Source organism: Hassallia byssoidea VB512170 (assembly GCF_000817785.2).
In the GTDB taxonomy this organism is placed as follows: Bacteria; Cyanobacteriota; Cyanobacteriia; order Cyanobacteriales; family Nostocaceae; genus Hassallia; species Hassallia carrinoi.
The window spans coordinates 30244-52789 of the sequence record NZ_JTCM02000044.1; the positions used below are offsets into that span (position 1 = coordinate 30244).

Sequence of the window (22546 nt, forward strand, 5' to 3'; positions counted from 1 at the left end):
CTTCAGTATGTATGTTTCCCTATTTAGCTTGTGAAAATAACATTGTCGCGATGATGGAAGCGATCGCCTTGATTTCCACCAAAATTAACTCATACCACTTCTCGATAATTTATGCGGATTTTATACCACTCACACTGAAGTTGATAAAACAATCCAGCGACAAAATTATGAATACAAATAAAAAATATATTATCCCTTTTATTGTTGTAGCGATCGCCTCCAGCATCAGCAGTTGTAATGCTAACCAAGCCTCTCAAAATCTCGACCAAACGGCTACAGCAGCCACAACAACACCAACCAACAGTCCTTCATCCCAAATTCCCAGCATGGCTCAACTGCGAGCTAAATCGAGCGTCGAGCAGCCTTTTTCTACAGAACCCTTTACTGAAAATACCGCTTTGTCAACTTCTCAAGCTGCTACTGACAAGACTATTAATATTACCCTATACACAAGTGATAGCGAATGTCAAGAACTGATTCCGAATACAGTTTCAGTGCCAGCATCAGAACCTGCAACGGGTATTGTGAGTAAAATCATAGAGCAACAAGATACAGGCGACTTTAATTTATCTGGTTATCGTGTAAGTGTAAAAAATCGGATAGCCACCGTAGATTTACGAATATCGCCTGATTCCAAACGGCAGTTAGTTTCTCTTTCGCAATGCGAACAGTTTGCTTTATTTGGCAGCCTTCGCAAAAGTTTGACAAGCAATGCTCAATTAAATATTAAAAACGTTCGCTTCACCGAAAGAGGTAAGAAAATTATTCTTTAATTGCCAAGCGCAGTAGAGACGTTCCGGCGGAACGTCTCTACTTGCGGCGGAACGTCTGTACTTGCGGCGGAACGTCTGTACGAGAGTTAGGAGCGATCGCTCCTAACACGCTGGGCACAAAAAAATCTGGATGTCAACGTCGTTAGTGAACCAGTGTTGGTGACAGTGCTACCGCATAGTGTGATTTGTCCTGGCTTTAGTGCTAAATTTCCCACATTGGCAATACTTACACTTGGTTCACTGACTGCATATTGCAATCCCGGACGAATATTAATTGTTAGCAACGATGGTGCTTGAGGATTAATAGCGCTAAACTCGCTACCATCTGAGAACTTGAGACTACTAGCTGTACTGGCAAAGAATAATTTTAAAGTTTTATCACTGATTTGCTGAAAAATTGCATAAGTTCATATGACTGACACCTATATATTTACTTGGCTATTTAAAATTACCAATTATGGTATCTATCTCAAGATATATATTTTAGAAAATTACTCTTTTTTGAGAGATTTTGATAATTACTTTTGTTACAATAACGAAGTTATTTATTGTACTCAAAGGAAGAATAAATGAAAATAAACTTTTTTTCGTTGTTATTTAGTTCAATAAAAATCAAGCTTAAGACTTTTAACAGCTTACTAATTATCCTTTTTATTGCTGTTAGTTTTAACGTACTTAACATTCCATCGGCTTTTGCTGCACTTAAAGTTGAAGGTAATGGAAACTTTAGTCCGGCATTTACAAGTGTTGGTACTGCAAAGTTTGCTACAACTGTTGTAGATGCCAGTAATTATACCGGAAGCACAGGAACGATTGGAAATAGCCAAGATAAATTATGGAGAGTAGATCGACAACCTCCAACATCGGATTCAAGCAACATACAAATTCAGCGAAATGGTGTCAAAAACCAGCCTACAACAATTGGGGCTGTACTCGTACCAATTCGTTATAGCAAGGAAATTAACTCAACTTCTAATAATGACGCAAAAAGAGCAAAATTTAGCGAGTTAACTGGGGCTATTCGTAACGGATTAACCTCTAGCATTCAGTCACATCGAAAGGGGAATGTAGCTAATTCGTTTCAGATACAAGTTTTTAAGGTAACAGGAAACTTTTCAGCATAATATGTTTTGTACTGATTGTGCTTAATTAAGTTGTGTGGGTCGATAATCTATCAAAGCGGATTTAACAGCTTCGGCGATCGCTTTAGTATTCGGAATATATAGCTTAAATGAAATCAGGAGAAAAGCGAAAGCTGCAATCCACATTTTCTCTGCGCTTTTCACTGTTTAGCGCAACTAGGAACAGACACCAAACTATTAGCATCAGACGCAGAAGAAATAAGCGTTACTTCCCCTTTGTCGTTAAACACCCAACCAGTAGCGGGTACAATTTCTATAGCTTTTGGTTTTGATGGTTTAGCCGCAGATGTCCGATCTGGATTTTGTGCAGTAGTCGCACTCAGACGAGAATCTGTCCAAACAACGTCACTGCTAAGAAAATCGTCAGGACTGGGGGGTAAACCACCGCGTCCGGTGACAGTGAATTCGCTACCATTATTGTCAAAAGCGGCACAGCTAGAGTCAACCACCCTTGGAGTATTTACTACACCTGCGGACAATTGCAATAATCCCTTATTGGGGTCAACATTTAGGTTGTTGATTTGTATAGTACCTTGTACCCCAAGTTCAGAACTAGCAGTAATGTCACTTAGGTCAGTTGGGCGTGGACGAGACTCAATGCCATAAATGCCACTTGTTGTAATATCAACCTTGCCACCCTGTCCGCGAAAAGCATTAGCGGAAATGTCGCTGTTTTCATTAGGTACGGCAACGATGAAGCCCGACGGAGAATTGATGGTAATATTACCACCGTCTCCACCTTTTTGTGCAGTACCCGCAGTAGTAGAGATTTGACTGCCACGACGCAGCAGCAGTAAGTCTCCTACTTCTAGCTTGATATCTCCACCATTACCTGATTGAGATTGTGCAATTAACCCTCCTTGGTTGTCCAAGTTAATTTTTGGAGAGGTAACTATAATATCTCCTGCCTTTCCTGTACTTTCTGATTGAACGAATATACCATTGACATTGGAAGATGTAACTCCAATTTCTCCGGGAATTTCTGTATTTGCACCAACAAAAGTGCTGCTTGTAGGGGAACCAGTCCCAGTAATTGTTACAGAGTCAGTGGCATTAATATTAATCGTGCCTGCATTTCCTTGTCCAAGAGTACCGGCAGTTAATATAGCGCCATTAGTTAAGGAGAGATTTCGCGTAGTAATGTTGATATTGTCAGCATTGCCCATTCCACCTGGTAACACAAGACTGTATGCACCACTTATCCGCTGATTGCTACCAATGCCATCAAAAGTGACAAAATCAGTGGCATTAATATTTATGCTGCCTGCATCTCCTCTACCATTAGTATCAGTAGCTAAACGAGCGCCATTTTTGACTGTGAGCGATCGCGTCTTAATATCAATGTTCCCCGCTCTACCAGGTTCTGCTGTTGCGACTTCGCTATAAATCCCACCAGCAAATCCACTTCGATTCACCCCTTCTAAAGAAATAGAATCAGTAGCTGTAATCCTGACATTGCCAGAATTTCCAGTTCCTAAGGTGCTAGCTGCTAAAAAAGACCCATCAGCAGTATTTAATGAGCCAGTAGTAATGTTGATATCACCAGCATTACCAATTGCCCCAAAACGCACGGAACTAAAAGCTCCTCCTTCGGTGAGAAAAGAAACAACATCCCGTGCTTTTATTGTGATATTACCGCCATTCCCCTGACCGAAAGATTCACTACTGAGAATAGAACCGCTCTTCACCTGAAGCGAGCCTGTGCTAATGTCGATGTTACCCGCAGCGCCTGTTATTCCTCCTCCTAATTGGCTGAATATAATACTTTGGTCAGATAAAGAGACGGCATCACGGGCATTTATGTTAATATTGCCTGCATTTCCTTCTCTGCCAAAGCTGTTGACAAGCAATTGAGCCTGATTAGCCAGTTGCAGTGAGCCTGTGGAAATGCTAATCGTACCACCATTGCCTTGCGCTTCAGTAAAGTTCTGTAATCCTACGCTGCTTGTGGCAGTCCCTCTATCAAACAGGACATCACCTGCTTCAATAATCACATTGCCTGCATTTCCTCGACCCAAGGTATTTGCTGTCAGAAAAGACCCATTGCTAACAGAAAGCGACCTAGCCCTAACTCGCAGGTCATTTCCATTACCGATCCCGTCTGCTTCCACAGTAGTAAAGGCTGCACCACCTCTATTAAAAGACGCCGTATCGCGGGCTTCTATATTTATTCTACCTGCATCTCCCTCGCCAACAGTACTCGCACTCAAAATAGCACCATCAGTTACTGACAGAGAACCTGTGGTTATCCTCGTTTCACCACCATTACCAATACCTCCTGGTTCTACTTGGCTAAAGACAAAACCTCCATTGGTAAACTCGGCAGTATCACGAGCATTAATTATCACATTGCCTGAATTCCCTCGACCCAAAGTGCTAGCTCTTAATTGGGAGTTATTTGTAACTAATACAGACCCAGCTTGAATTTGTAAATTACCACCATTGCCTGCACCTGTTGCTTCTAAACTGGTGAAACCTAAAGCTCCATTAATAAAAGTAACTTGCCCTTGAGCATCAATCAGAAGATTCCCTGCATTCCCCTGACCAAAGGAACTAGTTTCAACCCTCGCACCATTGCTGACTTTGAGCGACCCAGTTTTGATGATGATGTCGCTTCCCTGACCTACTGCATTAGCTTGTATCGCATTGGATACAAGACTCCCATTATCAATTATCGCCTCTGTTGCATTAATTTCTATATTTCCTGCTTTGCTTTGGGGTGAACCCAACCCTGGTGCTATCCCAGCTCGTATTTCTGTACCGGCTCCAGAAATATTCAAATTGCGAGCATTGATGGCAATACTACCACCTCCGCCTGCAAGTACATTGACATTAGTTCGATTACTTAAAGATACGTCTTGCTTGCCTATTCCATCAGGAAAATTCAAACTTAGGTCACTGCCATTAACATTCAGTCCAACAGTACCGCTGTTTCCGACACTGCCCAACTCCACTCGACCGCCTGGAATTTGTAAAATACTATTATCTAAGCTTAAATTCCCGCCTACAAGACCTAAAGTTTTATTAGGTGCGCCTTGTAATATAGATCCTTGCACTTGGATATTTGCCGGATTCTGTCCAAATTGCAAACCAATCGGAACGCTAATAGTCAGCAAAGGTGTTGATTGAGGCGCAGTAGCACTAAATGTAGTACCATCAGCAAAGTTGAAACTACTAGCTGTACTTGCAAGAAAAGAACCGCCAACATTCAAACTGGCATTAGGTCCGAAAACAATCCCCGACGGGTTGATTAAAAATAGGTTAGCCGCACCGTTAGCACGAATCAAACCATCAATATTAGAGACTGACCCACCTGTTACCCGACTAATAACGTTTTGAATGTCCGCAGCATTGTTGAAGAACGCAGTGCCGCTAGTAGGAACAGTAAACTGTTGGAAGCTGTGAAACAAGTTACTTCCAGCTTGCGTTCCGCCAGTGATGTTAAAGGTGTTGCCTATCTTACTGACGTTAGAATTATTCGGTAGAGTGCCATCGGGTGAAATTTGTTGAGCAACGCAGTTTGGAGAAAAAACACTTGTACACAAGCCCGCAATACCCAATAACCAGTGCCAACGATTACTTATTCCCGACATTGCACCCTCCCCAAGTATTGCATATTTATTTGACCACACTATTAATTAATAGACAATAGATGTGGCAGATTATGCGTTTGTGTGGGATAAGAGTGAAGGTTTAAGTGCGATCGCGCTTTCGCCTCGCAAAGAAGCGATCGCGCTTTCGCAAAAATGAAATAAGCAGAAAAGCGATCGCTTATATCCGCTCTTTAGTTGAGTTAAGGCTTGTTGTGTTCAGATTGACATAAGCAATTACACAACAAAGTTAGTATCGGCTTACCAGTTCTCTGCACTTCATGCGCTGTCATTATAAATGCAGAAGTTGTCGTTACCAACATAAGTGCGATCGTTCTTAACATTCAAACAGTTACAAGCAACATTTAATTTGTCGTTAAGACCGCTGTTATTAGACTTACGAGCAAAAATCGATAAATGAAGTTTGCGCTTTTCACTCTTTGTTGGCGCAAGTAGGAACAGACACACTAGCTGTAGCGTCAGACGCTGAAGAAATAAGCGTTACTTCCCCTTTACCATTAAACACCCAACCAGTAGCAGGCACAATTTCCACTTTTGGTATGCTTAGTTTAGCCGTAGGTATCCGATCTGGATTTTGTGCAGTAGCGGCACTGAGGCGAGTATCAGTCCAAACAACGTCATTACTAAGGAAATCGTCAGGACTGGGGGGTAAACCACCGCGTCCGGTAACGAGGAAGGTAGCACCTTCCTCGTCAAATGCGGTACAGTTAGAGGCAATTAGTGCTGGGGTATTTACTACACCTGCGGGCAGTTGCAATAACCCCCTGCTGGGGTCAACATAGGGCGTGTTGATTTCTATAGTGCCTTGTACCCCAAGTTCAGAACTAGCTGTAATGTCACTTAAGTCAGTTGGGCGTGGACGAGACTCAATGCCATAAATCCCAGTTGCTGTAATATCAACTCTACCTCCAGAACCGGTGAAAGCATTGGCGCTGATGTCGCTATCTTCATTAGGTACGGCGACGATGAAGCCATTGGGAGAATTGATGGTGATATTACCCCCGTCTCCACCTCGTTGTCCATCGCCCGCATTGGTAGATATCCGACTGTTGCGGCGTAAAAGCAGCAAGCCCTGACTTTGAATTTCAATGTTACCACCAAGGGTGCTAGCGGTTTCTGCTGATAGAAAAGCTCTGTTATCTAACTGAAGACTGTCTGCTTGAATCTGAATGTTACCACCAATTCCAGCGCCTTGACTGCCTACAGTCACTCCTGCGCCATTTTCAATTACCACAGTTCTGGGGTCGATGAAAATACTGCCGCCATTGCCGGAACTGACTGCATCAGTATTTGCAAGTAAACCAGTACCTGTACCAGAAAGGGAAAAGCGATCGCCTACATTAACACTAATATTTCCGGCATTTCCACTACCAAATGTCGTGGTTTGTAGTTTGCCCCCATTAAACAAGTCAAAAGTATTCGCATTGATGGTAATGCTACCACCATCACTTGCAGAATTGGTTGTGGCATTTAAAGTCGCATTATTGCCAATTTGAAAAGCTTGGGTAGTGACTGCGATCGCGCCGCCCTTGCCTGTATTAGAATTAGTTTCGCTAAAAAGTCCACTTGAAGAGTCCCGAATGCTAACCAAACCATTTGGCGCATCGATACGAATCTTACCCGCATTTCCCTGACTTTCAGTGCTGGCACTAATTTGTCCCCCATTAGTTAGAGACAAAGATTGTGTTTGAATATCAACATTGCCACCCTCACCCCTGGCATTTTGGTTTACACCAGTAGAAATTAAGCTATCAGACAAAGAAACAGAGTCCGCATTTCGCACTACAATATTACCAGCATTTCCCTGCCCAGAAGTTGCCGCCGAAATTAGTGAACCGTTAGTTAGCGAGAGGGTTTGGGCATCAATCTTAATTTCCTGACCGTTACCAGAGGCACCTGAGTTGACAGTGCTGAGAATGCGGCTATTGTCAAGCAAAACAGAATTAGTTTTAATCGCAATTAAACCAGCTCTTCCTTGTTGGCTGGTGATGCTGCCCAGAGCGCTATCACCGCTAATCAAGACTGAACCAATGCTTGAAGAAGTTGTATTTAAAAAAATTGAGCCAGAATCACCTTGACCAAAAGATCCGCTAGTGATATAGCTTTCGTTAGCGATCGCTATATCAGCAGCATTAATTGTAATGTCTCCTCCTCTGCCAGAGCCACTCCTACCGGAGTACGCTGAACTAGTAATAAGGGAGTTGTCAATTAAAACTGATTTAGCAGCAATTGCGATTGGTCCTCCATCAAAACCAATAGTGCGGCTATCAATAAAACTATCGTTTGTAATCAAAATTGATTCAGGAGCCTTGATAGTTATCGACGCTCCATTGCCCCCTCTACCATCACTGCTGACAGAGCTATTGTCAATTACCACGGAGTCAACATTAGCACTTAAAGTGATTCCCGCTCCTCCTCCAGCGTTGCCCGTACTACCGATAAAGCCTTGGTTTTTTATGTTAATTCCATCAGCGGTGATGTTGATAAATCCAGCACTCCCCGAACGGTTGTTATTGAAGCCATTTGAAGTGCTAGAAATTGAACTGTTGTCAAGCAAGAACGATTTAGCAGTAACAGTGATGGAACCAGCGTTATTATTTGGTGTCCAGGTAATGTTACTGATCCTACTATTATTTGCCAGAGAAACTGATTTCCCAGTAATATTGATTGGTTTGCCATCACCCCCCCCATAGGTGTCTGCTTGGATAGTGCTGTTTTCTAGAGAAACAGAGTCAGCAGTCACACTAACAGCTCCAGATCCCCCAGCACCATCGGGAGTACTAGCTAAACCACTGGAGACAAAACTGTTATTTAGTAGCACTGAGCGACCGGATATGCTAATATCTCCGGCATTAGAACGAAGATTTCCATTCAGGTTGACATTACCACTACCAGAATTATCACTATCAGCTTTCAGGACGATATTTAAAGCATTAAACACGCTGGGCACAAAAAAAGTCTGGATGTCAACGTTGTTATCGATCGTGATATCATTAGCAGCTTGCAGCGTCAAAGTTGCCGGACTACTAAACGGGTTTTTGGCAATCGAACTAGCAACTGTAATATTACCAGCGCCAACGCCTGTATTCGCTGTGGTGATGGTCACATTTGTGCCTGTATTTAATCGGTTTTCAATATCTGCACTGTTAATTACTGCATCATCAGAAGTTGGTGCAAACACATCAGGGTTAGTACCGTTAAAATTGCCATTCACCGTATCGGCATTTTGAATTGTGATATTACCCGAATCGATTAACCATGTTCCACCATTACCGCTAACAGCAGCAGCATTAACATTAATTCCGGAAACATCGAGAAATCCTGAACTTGAGGTTTCAATTAATCCACCATTACCACCAATTCCTCCCCGCGCCGTGAGAGTACCATAAACTCGTAGCGATTCATTTGCTCGGACAGAAATTTGCCCACCATCACCAGTGTTGAGTGCATCCGCATTAATACTGGCAGTCGGTGCAATATAGGTTGCATTAGGTGAGAAATCACCACCAATCAATACCTTACCACCACCAGTTTGACTAGATACATCAATTCGGGCATTATCAAATAAGCCAATGCGATCGCCTAACACTTCCACAGTCCCCCCCGCAGTTGTGAGTGAACCAGTGTTGGTGACAGTGCTACCCGATAGAGTGAGAGTTTGTCCTGGCTTTAGTGCTAAATTTCCTGCATTGGCAATACCTACCGTTGGTTGACTGACTCCATATTGCAATCCCGGACGAATATTAATTGTCAGCAACGGTGGTGCTTGAGGATTAATAGCGCTAAACTCGCTACCATCAGAGAACTTGAGACTACTAGCTGTACTGGCAAAGAATGAACCCCCAAGATTTAAACTGGCATTAGGTCCAAAAACAATCCCCGATGGGTTAATTACAAACAGATTTGCTGTACCGTTAGCGCGAATCAAACCATCAATGTTAGAGATTGACCCACCTGTTACCCTGCTAATAATGTTCTGAATGTCAAGAGCATTATTGAAGAAAGCAGTGCCACCAGTTGGGACAGAAAACTGCCCAAAGCTGTGAAACAAGTTGCTTCCAGCTTGAGTTCCACCAGTGATGTTAAAAGTGCTACCCTCTAATTTGATGTTGGAATTATTGGGAAGAGTGCTATCTGGTGAAATTTGAGCATTAGCGTAATTTCCACATAACACAATCGCAATACCTAACAAAGCGCTCCAACGAGTAATTCTCAAGCCGGACATTGCACTCCCTCCAAGTATTGCGATGTTTACTTCATTACACTCTTAATGAGTAAATCATAGGGATGTCAGATTTTTTGATTTTTGCCAAGAATATTAATAACTGTGCGTGAAATTTGATATAGGTTTAAGTGCGATCGCTATATAGCAAAAATGAAATAAACAGAAAAGCGAAAGCTGCAATCCACAATTTCTCTACTAGTTTACTGTTGAGCGCAAGTAGGAACAGACACACTAGCTGTAGCGTCAGACGCTGAAGAGATAAGCGTTACCTCCCCTTTGCCATTAAACACCCAACCCGTAGCAGGCACAATTTCCACTTTTGGTATGCTTAGTTTAGCCGCAGATGTCCTGGATTGTTGTGCAGTGGTAGCGCTTAGTAGACGAGTATCAGTCCAAATAACGTCACTGCTAAGGAAATCGTCCGGGCTTAGAGGCAAACCACCGCGTCCGGTGACAGTGAACTCGCTACCCTTTTTGTCAAAAGCAGCACAGCTAGACGAAACCAGTCTTGGAGTATTTACTACACCTGCGGACAATTGCAATAATCCTCGATTCGGGTCAACAATGGGCGTGTTGATATCTATAGTGCCTTGTACCCCACTTTCCGAACTAGCAGTAATGTCACTAAGCTCAGTTGGGCGTGGGCGAGGCTCAATGCCATAAATCCCACTTGCTGTAATATTAACTCTACCTCCAGAACCGGTGAAAGCATTGGCGCTGATGTCGCTATTTTCTTGGGGGACGGCAACGATGAATCCATTGGGAGAATTGATGGTGATGTTACCCCCATCTCCACCACCTTGTCCTCTGCCTGCATTGGTAGATATCCGACTGTTGCGGCGTAAAAGTAGCAAGTCCTGACTTTGAATTTCAATGTTACCACCAAGGGTGCTAACGGTTTCTGCTGATAGAAAAGCTCTGTTATCTAACTTCAAACTGTCTGCTTGAATCTGAATGTTACCACCAATTCCAGCGCCTTGACTGTCTACACTCACCCTTGCGCCATCCTGAATTACGGCAGTTTTTGAGTTGATTTCTATACTGCCGCCATTGCCGGAACTTTCAGCACCAGTATTTGCAAGTAAATCAGTACCTGCACCGGATATGGAAAAGCGATCGCCTACATTAACACTAATATTTCCGGCATTTCCACTACCAAATGTCGTGGTTAGTAATTTGCCCCCACTAAACAAGTCAAAAGTATTAGCATTGATAATAACGCTACCACCATCACTTGCAGAATTGGTTGTGGCATTCAAAGTCGCATTATTGCTAATTTCAAAGCCTTTGGTCGTGACTGTGATAATACCACCCTTGCCTGTATCAGAACTCGTTTGGGTCAACAGTCTACTCGAATCAGAAATGCTGACCGAACCATTTGGCGCATCAATATTAATGTTGCCCGCATTACCTTTTCCTTGGCTTTGAGCAGTAATTTCACTGTTATTGGTGAGAGAGAGCTCACCAGCATTCAGATTGATTTCACCTCCCTGACCGATTGCCTGACTACCTAAGCCACTGGTAATAAAGCCATTGGCAAGGGTAATTGAATCACGAGCATTTATGTTTAAAAATCCTCCAGCACTACCTTGACCATTACTATTAATTCCAATACCTGCGCCGTTATTAATGCTAAGGATGGTTGAGTTAATTTCTATACTGCCGCCATTGCCTGAACTTCCAGCTTCAGTATTTGCAAATAAACCACTACTAGCGCTATCTGCTTGCACTTTGTCGGGAAATGTAACTTTATCGGCGGCATAATTTGGGTTAGTGCCTGATAACACGATATTGTCACCTACCTTAAGGAAGATGTTACCCGCATTACCCCTACTTCGAGCAGTCGTGAGAATTTGTCCGCCATCAAAAAGCTCAACGACTTTGGCATTAACCATGATATCACCGCCCCCGAAGTCGCTTTTAGTGTCGGCTGCTATAGCTGCCCCATCTAATATACGTAATTTATCAGTATTAATATTGATGTTACCTGCCGTACCATTAGCATCTTTATCACTGAGCGTTGTTAACGTAGTATAAAAATAGGTTCCTGATCGATCCTGTCTTGGAGGTGAGGATGTTGGTTCTTTCCCAGAGATTTGCACTGTATCTTTAGCATTAATGTTAATATTGCCGGAGTTTCCACCACCCTTAGACGACTGAGCTGTAAGTTCAGAACCGTCAGTCACAAAAACAGATTGCCCGCTTATATTAATATCACCACCTTTGGCTTGACCCGCTAACTCGCCACTGACAGCACTAACAAGCAAGCTATTTTGAATAGATACATTCCCCGGAGATTTGACTGTGATATTTCCGGCAATTCCTCCACCAGTTCCGCTTATCAGTGAGCTATTATCAGCTATGGATATAGAGTTGTTACCAAATAGTGATATGCTTCCTCCATTTGTTTTTCCAGCGCCAGCTTGCAGATAAGCATTCTCTAATGAAATAGAGTCACCAGCCGAAAGTGATATATCTCCACCTCCGAGTCCTTGCTCGTTGTAGGTATATATTACCCGATCCAGAACGTTCGCATCTTGTCCGATTAAAGTGATTTTGCCAGTAGCAGAGAGTGATACATTTCCACCACGTCCCTGTCCGCTGCTTTGTGTATCTAGTGTTGTAGGTCTTTCTTTCCCATCGGGAACACTAGCGCGACTATCGACAAAAATCTCTCCTGCTTGAATACTGATGTTACCTGCGTTTCCTATGGCATTTTCTTGAGTGCGCGTCGTTAACACAGTATTTTGGAAGTCCCCTGCGCGATCGCCACCCATCTTATGAAATGGATCGTTGCCTGATATTTCCACTTTATCAACAGCGTTAATCGAAATATTTCCGGCTTTTCCACTACCCCTAGACAATCTAGCTGTTAATTCTGCCCCCTCAGTTACAGAAACAGAACGTCCGCTTATATTGATATCACCAGCATTAACGGTGATGTCGCTACCAACGTTAGTCGAAACCAAGCTACGTTTGATAGAGACATTACCAGGCGATTTGATTGTAATATTTCCTGCATTTCCTCCACCAGTTCCGGTTATTAACGAGCTATTATCAGTTATGGATACATTGTTACCAAGTAGTGATATGTTTCCCCCATTTGCTTTTCCACCGCCAGCTAGCAGATAAGCATTGGATAATAAAATAGAGCCAGCAGCAGAGAGTGATATATCTCCACCTCCGAGTCCTTGGCTGCCGTAGGTAGATATCACTTTATCCTGAATGTTGGCATCCTGTCCAATTAAAGTAATTTCAGAAGTAGCAGAGAGTGATACATTTCCAGCACGTCCCTGTCCATTGCTACTTGTATCTAGTGCTGCAAAAATCTCATTTCCATCGGGAACACTAGCCCGATTATCGACGAAAATATCACCTGCTTGAATACTGATGTTACCCGCATTACCTGTAGTACCCTCAGCACTGATATTGGTTATTCTGCTCAATTGATTGATTGTTACTACCCCTGTAGCATTGAGCGTAATATTTCCTGGCACAGAGGCAATTCCCGCTTCTTTGTTTAATCCAGCAGAAATCTTGCTACTTCCCAAAATATCAATGGAACGGGCAGTAATTCCTACACTACCCGCACCATTACCAGTCACATCAACTTTAGCAGCGTTTAATAGGGATACATCTGCTCTTGGTATATCTACAGGAAAACTTAAGGAAAGATTGTTATTATTAACTTGAAAATTTACCGTTCCCCAAGCTGCTACTCCTGCCAACTCGACTCGACCATTTGCAGCTTGCAACAACCCACCATCCAATCTCACCTCACCACCCACCAAGGCTAAGGTTTTTCCTGGCTCGACTTGAAGACCTACACTTTCACCGTTACTATTAGTTGCAACAGATTGATTTTGGATGCTTCCCGGATTCGCTCCAAATTGCAAACCAATGGGAACGCTGATGGTTAGCAAGGGTGTGCTTTGTCGAGCAGTTGCACTAAACTCAAAACCATCGGCAAACTTCAGACTACTAGCTGTACTTGCCAGAAATGAGCCACCAACATTCAAACTGGCATTTTTACCAAAAACAATCCCCGACGGATTGAGGAAAAACAAATTAGCAGTACCATTAGCGCGAATCAAACCATCAATGTTAGAGATTGAACCACCTGTTACCCTACCAATAATATTCTGAATATCAACAGCATTGTTGAAGAAAGCAGTGCCACCAGTAGGTACAGAAAACTGCCCAAAGCTGTGAAACAAGTTGCTTCCAGCTTGGGTTCCGCCAGTGATGTTAAAAGTGCTACCTATATTACTGATATTGGAATTATTGGGTAGAGTGCCATCTGGTGTAATTTGAGCATTAGCGTAATTTACAGAAACAGCGAGTGTCTGCGATACGGCGGCGATCGCAATACCCAACAACACACGACACAAACGAGTAATTCCCAAGCCGAACATTGTATCTCCCAATATTGTGATGTTTACTTCATTACAATTTTAATCAGTAAACCACACTATTAATGGTTGTTGAATTTTTACCAATAATCTTCAGAACTACATGTAATATTTTATATAAATATTTCTCCAGAACAACACGTAGGGGCAATTCATGAATTGCCCCTACAAGACTTTTAAGTGCGATCGCATTCCTCCTCTATTCCCAGATAGATAGACAGGTGAACCGAAAAGTTCTACAATCAGTTTCAATTGTGGTAATCTTACCTATTGCCCAATCAACCCAAACATAGTAAAAAATTTTGGTGATTCGGCTCAATTGCGCCGATCGCTCTATTAAGATAAAGACGTCTTTAGTAGAGGGCGACAAACAAATGGATGTAAAATTGATATTAGTTGGATTAACAGTTATCTTTACCGTTGCCTGCTTATTTTTCGGCACGAAAAATGGCTTTTATGACTCAGACAACTACCACGGTAATGGCTCGGCACATTAACAAACGCCCTTAGCCCCTAGTTTGATGGGTTGTCATTATCCACGTTTTTCCGAACCAGCGCGGGTTCGGAGGCGTCCTCCCCAATTCCCTAATCCGCATTCGGGCAGGGACGCACTTAGGAACTTACCCCAAGGTCACAAGACCAAAAACCGCGTAAATCTAGGCTTTTGGGAAATGTGCAACAAATATGAGGTTTGAGGGGAAAAGACCATGAGTGAGGATCTGTCAGTATCCTCTCGCATTGATGCAGCCGAGGGGACGAATGAATTAGAATGTTTTCCCTATGGTGTCCACCATAAGGATGAAGGTGTCTGTTTATTAGTGCGGATGGGACCGCACCGCATTCTGCTTGACTGTGGCTTAAAAGATATTTCATCGCTGGTAAAGGGGCTGAAAAAGTCGGCAAAGCGAGGCAATTCGCCTTTACCAGCAGATTTAGTTTTGGTAAGTCACGCTCACCCAGATCATGCTAGCGGGTTGCTAGCACTGCATGAGGCTTTTCCTCTATTACCGATTTACGCCAGCGAGGTGACAACCAAGTTACTACCGCTGAATTGGCAAGACCAAGGAAATAAGGAAATTCCCCAATTTTGTCAAGCGTTGCCGTTGCGATCGCCTGTGGAATTTAAAGAAGGTTTAGTAGCAGAATTATACCCCGCAGGTCATCTACCCGGAGCGGTGGCGATTCTCCTCACCTACACCACCCAGGAACGCTCTTACAAATTACTTTATACAGGTGACTTTTTCTTATCGAATTCGCGGCTGGTAGAAGGTTTGCGTTTAGAGGAATTGCGCGGATTAGAATTGGATGTGCTAATTATTGAAGGCAGTTATGGCACATCGCGTCATCCGCACCGCCGCAATCAAGAAAATCAACTAGCAGAACGAATTAATCGGGCGATCGCTGACCGCTCCTCCGTACTACTACCTACACCAGCATTGGGTCTAGGTCAAGAATTATTGATGCTGTTACGCAGCCATCACCATTTCACCGGACGCGACATAGATATTTGGGTTGATGGTACTGTCGCCACCGGATGCGATGCTTATTTAGAATTGTTACCCCACCTGCCCCCATCGGTACAAAACTTCGCCCGTCATCAACCGTTGTTTTGGGATGAACGAGTGCGTCCCCGCGTGCGTCGTTTGCAACCAGAATATCGTCACACTGTTGGTAACAATCCTTGTATTGTCCTGACTGACTCGATAGTTGATTTGGGTGAATACTGCCAACTAGGTATGAATTCTTGGGTAATTCTCTCACCAGAAAAAAGTCATATACAAATTAAGATGCCAAACCCAGGACAAACTAGTGTCGAAACTTATCTTTTGGCACAGCATAGCGATGGTCCTGGTACCACCCAGCTAATTCATAATTTACGACCCCAGCACGTCATTTTTGTCCACGGTTCCCCAGGTTATTTGGCAGACCTGACTAGTTTGGAAGAATTGCAAAATCGCTACCACGTACATTCGCCCCCCAGTGGTACATTAGTAGAATTGCCGATTGGCGATACATTTTTGCAACCAGCAGCCCCAGAGACTAATTATGAGGGTGAATTAACAGAATTGGGAACGGTAATCACAATTACCCTCCCGGATGCCGTTACCGCTGACCCTAGGTGGCAACAATTTGGCGATACTGGCTTAATCGAAGCGCGTTGGCAGGGAGAAGAACTCGTATTGCGCGGTTTGTCGCAACGAGAACTACTCAATCAAAATAGCGATCGCTTTATTTGGTCTGATGTCGATTGCTGCGGTACCTGTAGACATCAAAGGGGGCAGCGGTGTTGGAACCCCGCTTCCCCCCTGTATAACTTCAAGGTTACTCTTGAAGGTTACTGCCCTGCCTTTGAACGGTTAAGTGACGGTCAGTAGTCAACAGTCAAGAGTCAACAGTCAACAGTCAAGAGTCAAAATATTATGACCAATGACCAATGACCAATGACCAATGACCAATGACCACTTACTCTGGATTTGAGTCTGTGTAACGATTGCGGATGCGTTCAGCTTCTGGACAATCTTCAGTCATAAGAGGTTCGACATTACCACGGGGCACTGAAGCTAATTTTTGCGTTACAGCGCCAATACTTTCAAGGCGAACCATCTCTTCCCAAGAACAAATTTCGTCCTCTTCTTCTGTTTCATAGCGTAGGGTGACTAAATCTCCCTCTATGTCGAGGATGCGGGCGCGTTCAATCCAGCGTTGCTGGTCCCGCAAGAATACACATACCTCCCGCCCGTCGCAACACAGTTGATAAATCTTGCGGTGTAGCATGTACTGCTTCTGCCTTTTTAAACGACGTAGTTAAACCTGTCAACATCTGGGTTTTATCCCAATATATAGTACCCTTAAGAAGCTAGTTTCACGGTTGGTGAACAAGTGCATATCTTGATCCAAACCGTCATATTTGATGATTGGATCGCATACAGCTTGGTTACTCCACCACTTCAACGAAATCTCTTTGGGGGTAACATTAGAAATGGCTACTTATATAGTAGAGACGTTAGATGCAACGTCTGTACATAATTCGGGAGTTGTCCTGACAAGCGTGAGTATTTTCTGGTGAATACTTCTACCATTATGTAATAAATAATACTCCAAAACAAGTGGTAAGTGCGGTTGTTTAAGTTGCCTACTTGTAATCATTGGCATTTTTGGGAAGTCTTTACCCCTATGTATTTGATCTTAACTCATTCTCCTGTCACCTTAATGGTTTTAAACAACAACACCCCAAAAGTTCTTTACTGCGTCTTTATCTTTTTCGGTGACACAAAGCAAGACAGTCACTAAAGAGGACAAGGGCGACGGGCGTGGGGGACAAGGGGACAAGGGCGACGGGCGTGGGAGACAAGGAGGACAAGGGGGACAAGGAGGACAAGGAGAATAATTCTTTCCACCTGTCTCCCCATCTCCCCATCTCAAGAACTCTCCCCATCTCCCCATCTCCCCATCTCAAGAACTCTCCCTTGTCTTCCCCCTCTCCCTTGTCTTCCCCATCCCCCCCTCAAGAAAGTCTTCTTCTGTCAGCTTCGTTTGTATTGTGTGGGAAATTTCATTAATAAACTTGAGGAGGATGCCTCTCGTTTAATTTGACCGGCGCGAACTGCTTCATCTAGTGCTGCCAAAGCTGCTAAATCCTTTGAATCATAGCTTTTGGTAGCCAAAACTTGATGAAGTAGACCCTCGGATTCAACACTAAGACATCCAGTTTGGAAAGCAGATTCAATGAGTGCGCGAATCATTTTAATTAGGGCATAGTTAGCAATGTGTTAAATACAGTTTGCAACATTTCCCTAGTCTGCGAGTTGATATCAAACAGTATTTAGTAGTGATTATAATTATACCATTGATGTGATTTTAATCACAGGCGGTCAAAGAAGTAAACTTATGGCTACACCTATCAATAAAGCATAACGAGCCAAATTTATCCTTTATTACACCCAATTAATGCTTAGGTTAAAAGTTTAAAAACATACAAAAAATTTTTAATGTAACGTAGTATAATTATATACTATTACAATATTTACATTTGATTAAAGAAAAAACTGACGGAAATCCTCATCCTTTTGACTCAACTGTACCCAGTCGAGGTTTAAAGCTTGGAATTTTTGCACCAGGCGATCGCACGCGGGGCGTTCGGTAGCGTAATGTCCGGCATCAATTAAAATAAGATTGCGATCGCGGCTTTCTTGAAATTGATGGAACTTACAGTCAGAAGTCAGATAAGCTTGGGCATCAGTTTTGACGACGGCTGAGATATAACTTGCTCCCGAACCACCTAAAACAGCAACTCGCGAAATTATCTGCTGTAAATCAGCCGTGGGGGAAAAAATCACCTTTGGCGGAGCGAGTCGGGTTTGAATTGTCGCCAGTAAATCCTGTAAGCTCAGAGATGGATTTAAAACACCAACGCGCCCATATCCTAAATTAGCTTGTGTGGGTACTATCGGGGTGACTTCTTGAAGTTGTAAAATTTGAGCTAAAACATCAGCAGTGCCATCATCAACTTGGTCAAAGTTGGTGTGAGCGCTGTAAATGCCGATATTGTGGGTAAAAGCTAACCGCACCATTTCAGCGATCGCTTCACCGGTGCGTAAAGACTTCGGCGGATTAAAAATCAGCGGATGGTGAGCAAAAATGAGATTAGCGCGAAAGGCGATCGCTTCCTCCATCACCGCTAAAGTAGGTGTCAAACAAACCAACACCCGTGCATTTTTCTGCAAAACTCCTGGTTCAATTTGCCACCCGCAATTATCCCAGCTTTCACACCAAGCAGGATTTGCCCATTCTTCAAACCAAGTAATTAAATCAGCAATTTTCATAAAGTAGCGGCGGGGTTTCCCCGTCCGTAGGCTAAGTACAGTGCGGAGGCAGGGGGCAGGAGGCAGGAGGCAGGAGGGGAAATTAAGACTTTAACTTTTGAATAGTAGAGACTAAAATTCCTTGCATCCTATCTACTTCTTCTAAAACTGGGTTAAATAACTCAGAAGTAGCTAATTTTACCTTGTTAGCTATAATTAGCTGCGTATCTAGTTCTCTAAGAGAGCCTAATGCTATGTGAAGAAACTGAATGTACTCATTTTGAGTTCTTCTTCCGTAACCCTCGGCAATGTTAGACGGGACGGAGACAGAAGCCCTTCTAATCTGGCTTGTTAGTCCATATAATTCCGATTTGGGGAATTTTTCGGTTAATTGATAACAGTTGATAGAAAGTTGAATTCCACGCTTCCAAATAAATTGGTCTCTATAACTCATAAATAGAAGTTTGAAGGCAGAAGTTTGATGTTAAAGCTTATTATATAATTTTTAATCCTTTTCCCTCCTTCTCTCTTTTATTTCCTCCTGCCTCCTGCCCTCTGCCTCCTGCCTCTTCTACCTATCTCTGTAAGTTTGCGATAATATGGCGCTAACCTGAGAAATTTAGATTTATGACCCAGGATTTTGCCTTTTTCAAGCGGATATACAATGCTTTTGACCCATCTCGCCCCTTACCCGCAGGAGATCCCGCTTACGTTGATTGTACAAAAGTGCGGGGAGATGGTGACATATTACTAGAAGTAGGTAATGAGATTTTGTTGTCAAACAGAATGACCTCTCAACTGTATGCAGGTCATCGCGGTGCTGGAAAATCTACAGAATTACTGCGTCTTCAGCAACATTTAGATCAGCAAGGTTGCTTTGTTGTTTATTTTCCCGCCGATGAACAAGATATCGATCCACAAGATGCCCAATATACTGATATTCTTTTAGCTTGTACCCGCCACTTATTAGAAAGATTAAAAGGTAGCACTAATTCAGCTAGTTTGTTGAACTGGTTAAAGGACCGTTGGCAAGATTTAAAAGATTTAGCATTAACTGAAGTCTCTTTAAAAGATTTAAGTATAGAAGCGCAAATTTCCCAATTCGCCAAATTAACAGCAAATTTGCGAGCATAACCTACTCTACGCCAAAAAATTCGGGAGCGTGTCAATCCCCATACAGTTACTTTGATTACAGCTTTAAATGAGTTTATTCAAGATGCCAAAAAGCACTTACCTTCAGGATATTCTCAACTTGTATTAATTGCTGATAACTTAGACCGGATTGTACCTATCTCTCAAGAAGATGGACGCACCGGCTGAGGGTGAGCAGTTAATTACTAAAGTAAAAGAAAATATTACCAATAAAAATATCGAAGTTCTACGGCTAGAGCAAGCCGTCACTAATTTATATGAAAAAATTGATAAATTAAATAAAAAAAAAGAGATAAATATTTTATTTATTACAGGATTAGAGCATTCATTTTATGAATATGAAGAATGCAAAAGCTTAACAGGTTGGAATAGCATAGATAGATATTCATATAGTTGGAAGGGTGTACCACCTGTTTTAATTAACCTTAATCAACAGCGAGAACGGTTTAAAGATAACTTTAATATCTGTTTTGTATTTTTGCTACCGATATTTGCAATTAAATATTTTATTCAACGTGCGCCAGATTTTTTTTATTGGCGTTCTGGGTTATTTGAATTTCCTATAGATTCAGAAAGTTTAGCACAAGAGTCATCACGCATAATGCAGGAGGGAGGTTATGAAAAATATCTCACTCTCACACCAGAAGAAAGAACTAAAGAAATTCTAGCAATTCAACAATATTGCATTCAATTTTTCATCCAGAAATGTGGACAACCAATTCTCTAGTATGACTGCGTTGCCGATGTTCCCAAATGTAAATTCCCTGCCAAGTTCCCAGCACTAAATGACCTCGATTGATGGGGATGTGTTCTGAGGTATGAGTCAAGGCAGTGCGGATGTGTGCCGGCATATCATCGGGACCTTCAGCATCGTGGATGTACTTAGCTGATTCGGGCACGATTTTTGCCATAAAATTAGCTAGATCCAAAAGCACATCTGGATCGGCATTTTCTTGAATTAGTAAACTAGCTGATGTGTGGCGTAAAAATAGCGTACAAAGCCCGATTTCCACACTTGATTCTGCAACTATAGCCTCAATCTTTGGCGTTATATTATACAAAGATTTGCCAGTGGTGGGAATTCTCAGTAATTTTTGGTAATGCATAAAATTGTTAGTGGTTAGTAGTTAGTGATTAGTGGTTAGTTGATAGTCGATAGTCGTTAGTTGTTCAGTTTTTCAGCTTTCTGTAAGTATTCGATAACGGCTTTAGCTATAGCTTCATTGCCATCTTTAGGAACAGGTTGAGATAGCTTTGGTTGCTGGGGTGGCTGATTGAGAAAGTCCCAATTACTTGCAAAAAATTCTCTAGGAGTAAGGATTTGATGCTGATTGTAATTAGTAATACCTTCTAACAAAAAAGCAGCTTCGGCAAAGTTATCACGAGTTACTGAAACAATGGGCACTCCTAATCGTGTGGCTTCAGCAAAAGTACCGAAACCAGGTTTAGAAACAACTCGTCCACAAATCGGCATAAAATCTACAGGTCGATATGCTTTATCAGTTATTTTCACAAAATTAGGTAAATCCGGGACAGATTTATCAAAGACGATAAATTGCCAATCTGGAAATTGTCGCAGATTTTCGTAAGGAATTTGCTGCAAACCCAAGCCACCAAAAGTGAGTAAAATAGTTTTTTCTCTTGGGGCAGTTATTCCCCAAGTAGATCGTAATTCATCTGCCGGATAATGAGGAGAACCACCGGTTAAGCCGACATCTGTGATGTTTGGGAAAGCTTGCATCGGTTCGTGGAAGAAAAGACGAAACAAGCGATCGCACTTGGAATAACATTCACTAATCCAATCAGCAATTTCTTCAAACTCACCTCCCCAACTTCGGTAGATAAAGTCCCAGCCAAAGTTACTCATCATCCAACAAGGAATATTAGCTGCTTTGCCAATCAACGAAGCAAGAAAGGGAATATCTGCCAAAATTAGATTAACGCGATTTTGGCGAATAAAGTTGACTTCAGAGGCAATCAACGAATTCTGATTTTTCTTAATTTCCAGCAACTTTTCCAAAGTGGCTGCTTTATCCATTGTCAAGCTGTCTGCTTGCACAACACCCAAATCAAATGCGCGGGGACGATGAATAAAATCTCCTTCTATATAGCATTCTAGCAACCACCGTGGGGCAGTCGTCACCATAATTAACAGAACTTCTGGACATAACTTTTGAATTGTTGCCGCTACAGATGCAGTGCGAGTAGCATGACCAAAGCCATGATTAGTGATAGCAATGTATAAAATTGGACGTTCCATTTGGGATTGGGGAGTGGGGAGTGGGGAGTGGGGAGTGGGAATTGGTAATTGGTAATAGGTAATTGGGCTTTTCCCTTGGACTGAACCCGGACAAAAATGGACAGGCTTCTCCTTCACCAGACGCGAAGCGCGAACATCCTTTGTGACTCGCTATCGTGTTGAGGATCTT

The 22546-nt window shown here is 42.6% G+C and carries 17 protein-coding genes and 1 pseudogene; 7 read left to right on the forward strand and 11 right to left on the reverse strand.

What is annotated here, in order from left to right; all coding sequences use genetic code 11:
• Nucleotides 1-11 precede the first annotated feature (11 nt).
• On the forward strand, nt 12-773 hold the full coding sequence (locus PI95_RS18805; RefSeq protein ID WP_336507251.1) for a sporulation/spore germination protein: 762 nt from the start codon (nt 12-14) through the stop codon (nt 771-773).
• 86 nt (nt 774-859) lie between these two features.
• Here PI95_RS18805 and PI95_RS35285 read toward each other — a convergent pair whose 3' ends face one another.
• Nucleotides 860-1057 (reverse strand): hypothetical protein, encoded by a 198-nt coding sequence (locus tag PI95_RS35285; RefSeq protein ID WP_201280510.1) that lies wholly within the window; start codon nt 1055-1057, stop codon nt 860-862.
• 285 nt (nt 1058-1342) lie between these two features.
• Between PI95_RS35285 and PI95_RS18815 the strand changes: the two genes are divergently transcribed.
• Nucleotides 1343-1897: a hypothetical protein gene (locus PI95_RS18815; RefSeq protein ID WP_039738040.1), complete on the forward strand. Its 555-nt coding sequence runs from the start codon at nt 1343-1345 to the stop codon at nt 1895-1897.
• Between the two features lie 21 nt (nt 1898-1918).
• On the opposite strand, the gene PI95_RS18820 is transcribed toward PI95_RS18815, so the two are convergent.
• From PI95_RS18820 to PI95_RS18835, 4 genes are all read right to left on the reverse strand, one after another.
• Nucleotides 1919-2059: a hypothetical protein gene (locus tag PI95_RS18820; protein WP_163519000.1), complete on the reverse strand. Its 141-nt coding sequence runs from the start codon at nt 2057-2059 to the stop codon at nt 1919-1921.
• A complete protein-coding gene (locus PI95_RS18825; protein WP_052324681.1) occupies nt 2056-5508 on the reverse strand; it encodes a two-partner secretion domain-containing protein in 3453 nt (1150 codons plus the stop codon). The genes PI95_RS18820 and PI95_RS18825 overlap by 4 nt, the downstream gene beginning before the upstream one ends.
• A gap of 430 nt (nt 5509-5938) precedes the next feature.
• Nucleotides 5939-9751 (reverse strand): two-partner secretion domain-containing protein, encoded by a 3813-nt coding sequence (locus PI95_RS18830; protein WP_039738038.1) that lies wholly within the window; start codon nt 9749-9751, stop codon nt 5939-5941.
• A 200-nt stretch (nt 9752-9951) separates the two neighbouring features.
• Nucleotides 9952-14166: a two-partner secretion domain-containing protein gene (locus PI95_RS18835; RefSeq protein ID WP_039738037.1), complete on the reverse strand. Its 4215-nt coding sequence runs from the start codon at nt 14164-14166 to the stop codon at nt 9952-9954.
• A 371-nt stretch (nt 14167-14537) separates the two neighbouring features.
• Between PI95_RS18835 and PI95_RS36875 the strand changes: the two genes are divergently transcribed.
• Nucleotides 14538-14660, forward strand: coding sequence for a DUF8629 family protein (locus PI95_RS36875; RefSeq protein WP_039738360.1), 123 nt, complete (start codon nt 14538-14540; stop codon nt 14658-14660).
• A 210-nt stretch (nt 14661-14870) separates the two neighbouring features.
• Nucleotides 14871-16538, forward strand: coding sequence for an MBL fold metallo-hydrolase (locus PI95_RS18840; RefSeq protein WP_039738034.1), 1668 nt, complete (start codon nt 14871-14873; stop codon nt 16536-16538).
• Nucleotides 16539-16626: 88 nt separating this feature from the next.
• Here PI95_RS18840 and PI95_RS18845 read toward each other — a convergent pair whose 3' ends face one another.
• Nucleotides 16627-16938 (reverse strand): DUF6679 family protein, encoded by a 312-nt coding sequence (locus PI95_RS18845; RefSeq protein WP_039738032.1) that lies wholly within the window; start codon nt 16936-16938, stop codon nt 16627-16629.
• A gap of 490 nt (nt 16939-17428) precedes the next feature.
• Between PI95_RS18845 and PI95_RS36880 the strand changes: the two genes are divergently transcribed.
• The gene (locus PI95_RS36880) at nt 17429-17551 is read left to right on the forward strand and encodes a hypothetical protein (protein ID WP_268896794.1); all 123 of its coding nucleotides are present in this window, start codon (nt 17429-17431) and stop codon (nt 17549-17551) included.
• A gap of 136 nt (nt 17552-17687) precedes the next feature.
• Here PI95_RS36880 and PI95_RS18850 read toward each other — a convergent pair whose 3' ends face one another.
• From PI95_RS18850 to PI95_RS18860, 3 genes are all read right to left on the reverse strand, one after another.
• The gene (locus tag PI95_RS18850) at nt 17688-17906 is read right to left on the reverse strand and encodes a hypothetical protein (protein ID WP_039738030.1); all 219 of its coding nucleotides are present in this window, start codon (nt 17904-17906) and stop codon (nt 17688-17690) included.
• Between the two features lie 291 nt (nt 17907-18197).
• The gene (locus PI95_RS18855; protein ID WP_039738029.1) at nt 18198-18986 is read right to left on the reverse strand and encodes a Nif3-like dinuclear metal center hexameric protein; all 789 of its coding nucleotides are present in this window, start codon (nt 18984-18986) and stop codon (nt 18198-18200) included.
• Between the two features lie 82 nt (nt 18987-19068).
• Complete coding sequence (locus PI95_RS18860; protein ID WP_039738028.1) at nt 19069-19419, reverse strand: four helix bundle protein; 351 nt, start codon at nt 19417-19419, stop codon at nt 19069-19071.
• 173 nt (nt 19420-19592) lie between these two features.
• Between PI95_RS18860 and PI95_RS18865 the strand changes: the two are divergent.
• Both PI95_RS18865 and PI95_RS36035 read left to right on the forward strand, forming a co-directional pair.
• Nucleotides 19593-20279, forward strand: a pseudogene (locus PI95_RS18865) (P-loop NTPase family protein); the annotation flags it as partial.
• The gene (locus tag PI95_RS36035; RefSeq protein ID WP_236117108.1) at nt 20269-20844 is read left to right on the forward strand and encodes a hypothetical protein; all 576 of its coding nucleotides are present in this window, start codon (nt 20269-20271) and stop codon (nt 20842-20844) included. The pseudogene PI95_RS18865 and the gene PI95_RS36035, both read left to right, overlap by 11 nt.
• Here the strand turns inward: PI95_RS36035 and PI95_RS18870 are convergent.
• Nucleotides 20813-21223, reverse strand: coding sequence for a secondary thiamine-phosphate synthase enzyme YjbQ (locus tag PI95_RS18870; protein WP_039738027.1), 411 nt, complete (start codon nt 21221-21223; stop codon nt 20813-20815). The genes PI95_RS36035 and PI95_RS18870 overlap by 32 nt on opposite strands.
• Before the next feature lie 56 nt (nt 21224-21279).
• Complete coding sequence (locus tag PI95_RS18875; RefSeq protein ID WP_039738026.1) at nt 21280-22377, reverse strand: glycosyltransferase family protein; 1098 nt, start codon at nt 22375-22377, stop codon at nt 21280-21282.
• Nucleotides 22378-22546 lie beyond the last annotated feature (169 nt).

What these genes read in the sequence shown, in the direction of transcription:
- PI95_RS18825 (WP_052324681.1), bottom strand. Translation starts at nt 5,508, where the DNA reads ATGTCGGGAATAAGTAATCGTTGGCACTGGTTATTGGGTATTGCGGGC.
- PI95_RS18875 (WP_039738026.1), bottom strand. Translation starts at nt 22,377, where the DNA reads ATGGAACGTCCAATTTTATACATTGCTATCACTAATCATGGCTTTGGT.
- PI95_RS18870 (WP_039738027.1), bottom strand. Translation starts at nt 21,223, where the DNA reads ATGCATTACCAAAAATTACTGAGAATTCCCACCACTGGCAAATCTTTG.
- PI95_RS36875 (WP_039738360.1), top strand. Translation starts at nt 14,538, where the DNA reads ATGGATGTAAAATTGATATTAGTTGGATTAACAGTTATCTTTACCGTT.
- PI95_RS36035 (WP_236117108.1), top strand. Translation starts at nt 20,269, where the DNA reads ATGGACGCACCGGCTGAGGGTGAGCAGTTAATTACTAAAGTAAAAGAA.
- PI95_RS18830 (WP_039738038.1), bottom strand. Translation starts at nt 9,751, where the DNA reads ATGTCCGGCTTGAGAATTACTCGTTGGAGCGCTTTGTTAGGTATTGCG.
- PI95_RS18805 (WP_336507251.1), top strand. Translation starts at nt 12, where the DNA reads ATGTTTCCCTATTTAGCTTGTGAAAATAACATTGTCGCGATGATGGAA.
- PI95_RS18845 (WP_039738032.1), bottom strand. Translation starts at nt 16,938, where the DNA reads ATGCTACACCGCAAGATTTATCAACTGTGTTGCGACGGGCGGGAGGTA.
- PI95_RS18835 (WP_039738037.1), bottom strand. Translation starts at nt 14,166, where the DNA reads ATGTTCGGCTTGGGAATTACTCGTTTGTGTCGTGTGTTGTTGGGTATT.
- PI95_RS18815 (WP_039738040.1), top strand. Translation starts at nt 1,343, where the DNA reads ATGAAAATAAACTTTTTTTCGTTGTTATTTAGTTCAATAAAAATCAAG.
- PI95_RS18840 (WP_039738034.1), top strand. Translation starts at nt 14,871, where the DNA reads ATGAGTGAGGATCTGTCAGTATCCTCTCGCATTGATGCAGCCGAGGGG.
- PI95_RS18860 (WP_039738028.1), bottom strand. Translation starts at nt 19,419, where the DNA reads ATGAGTTATAGAGACCAATTTATTTGGAAGCGTGGAATTCAACTTTCT.
- PI95_RS18855 (WP_039738029.1), bottom strand. Translation starts at nt 18,986, where the DNA reads ATGAAAATTGCTGATTTAATTACTTGGTTTGAAGAATGGGCAAATCCT.
- PI95_RS18850 (WP_039738030.1), bottom strand. Translation starts at nt 17,906, where the DNA reads ATGATTCGCGCACTCATTGAATCTGCTTTCCAAACTGGATGTCTTAGT.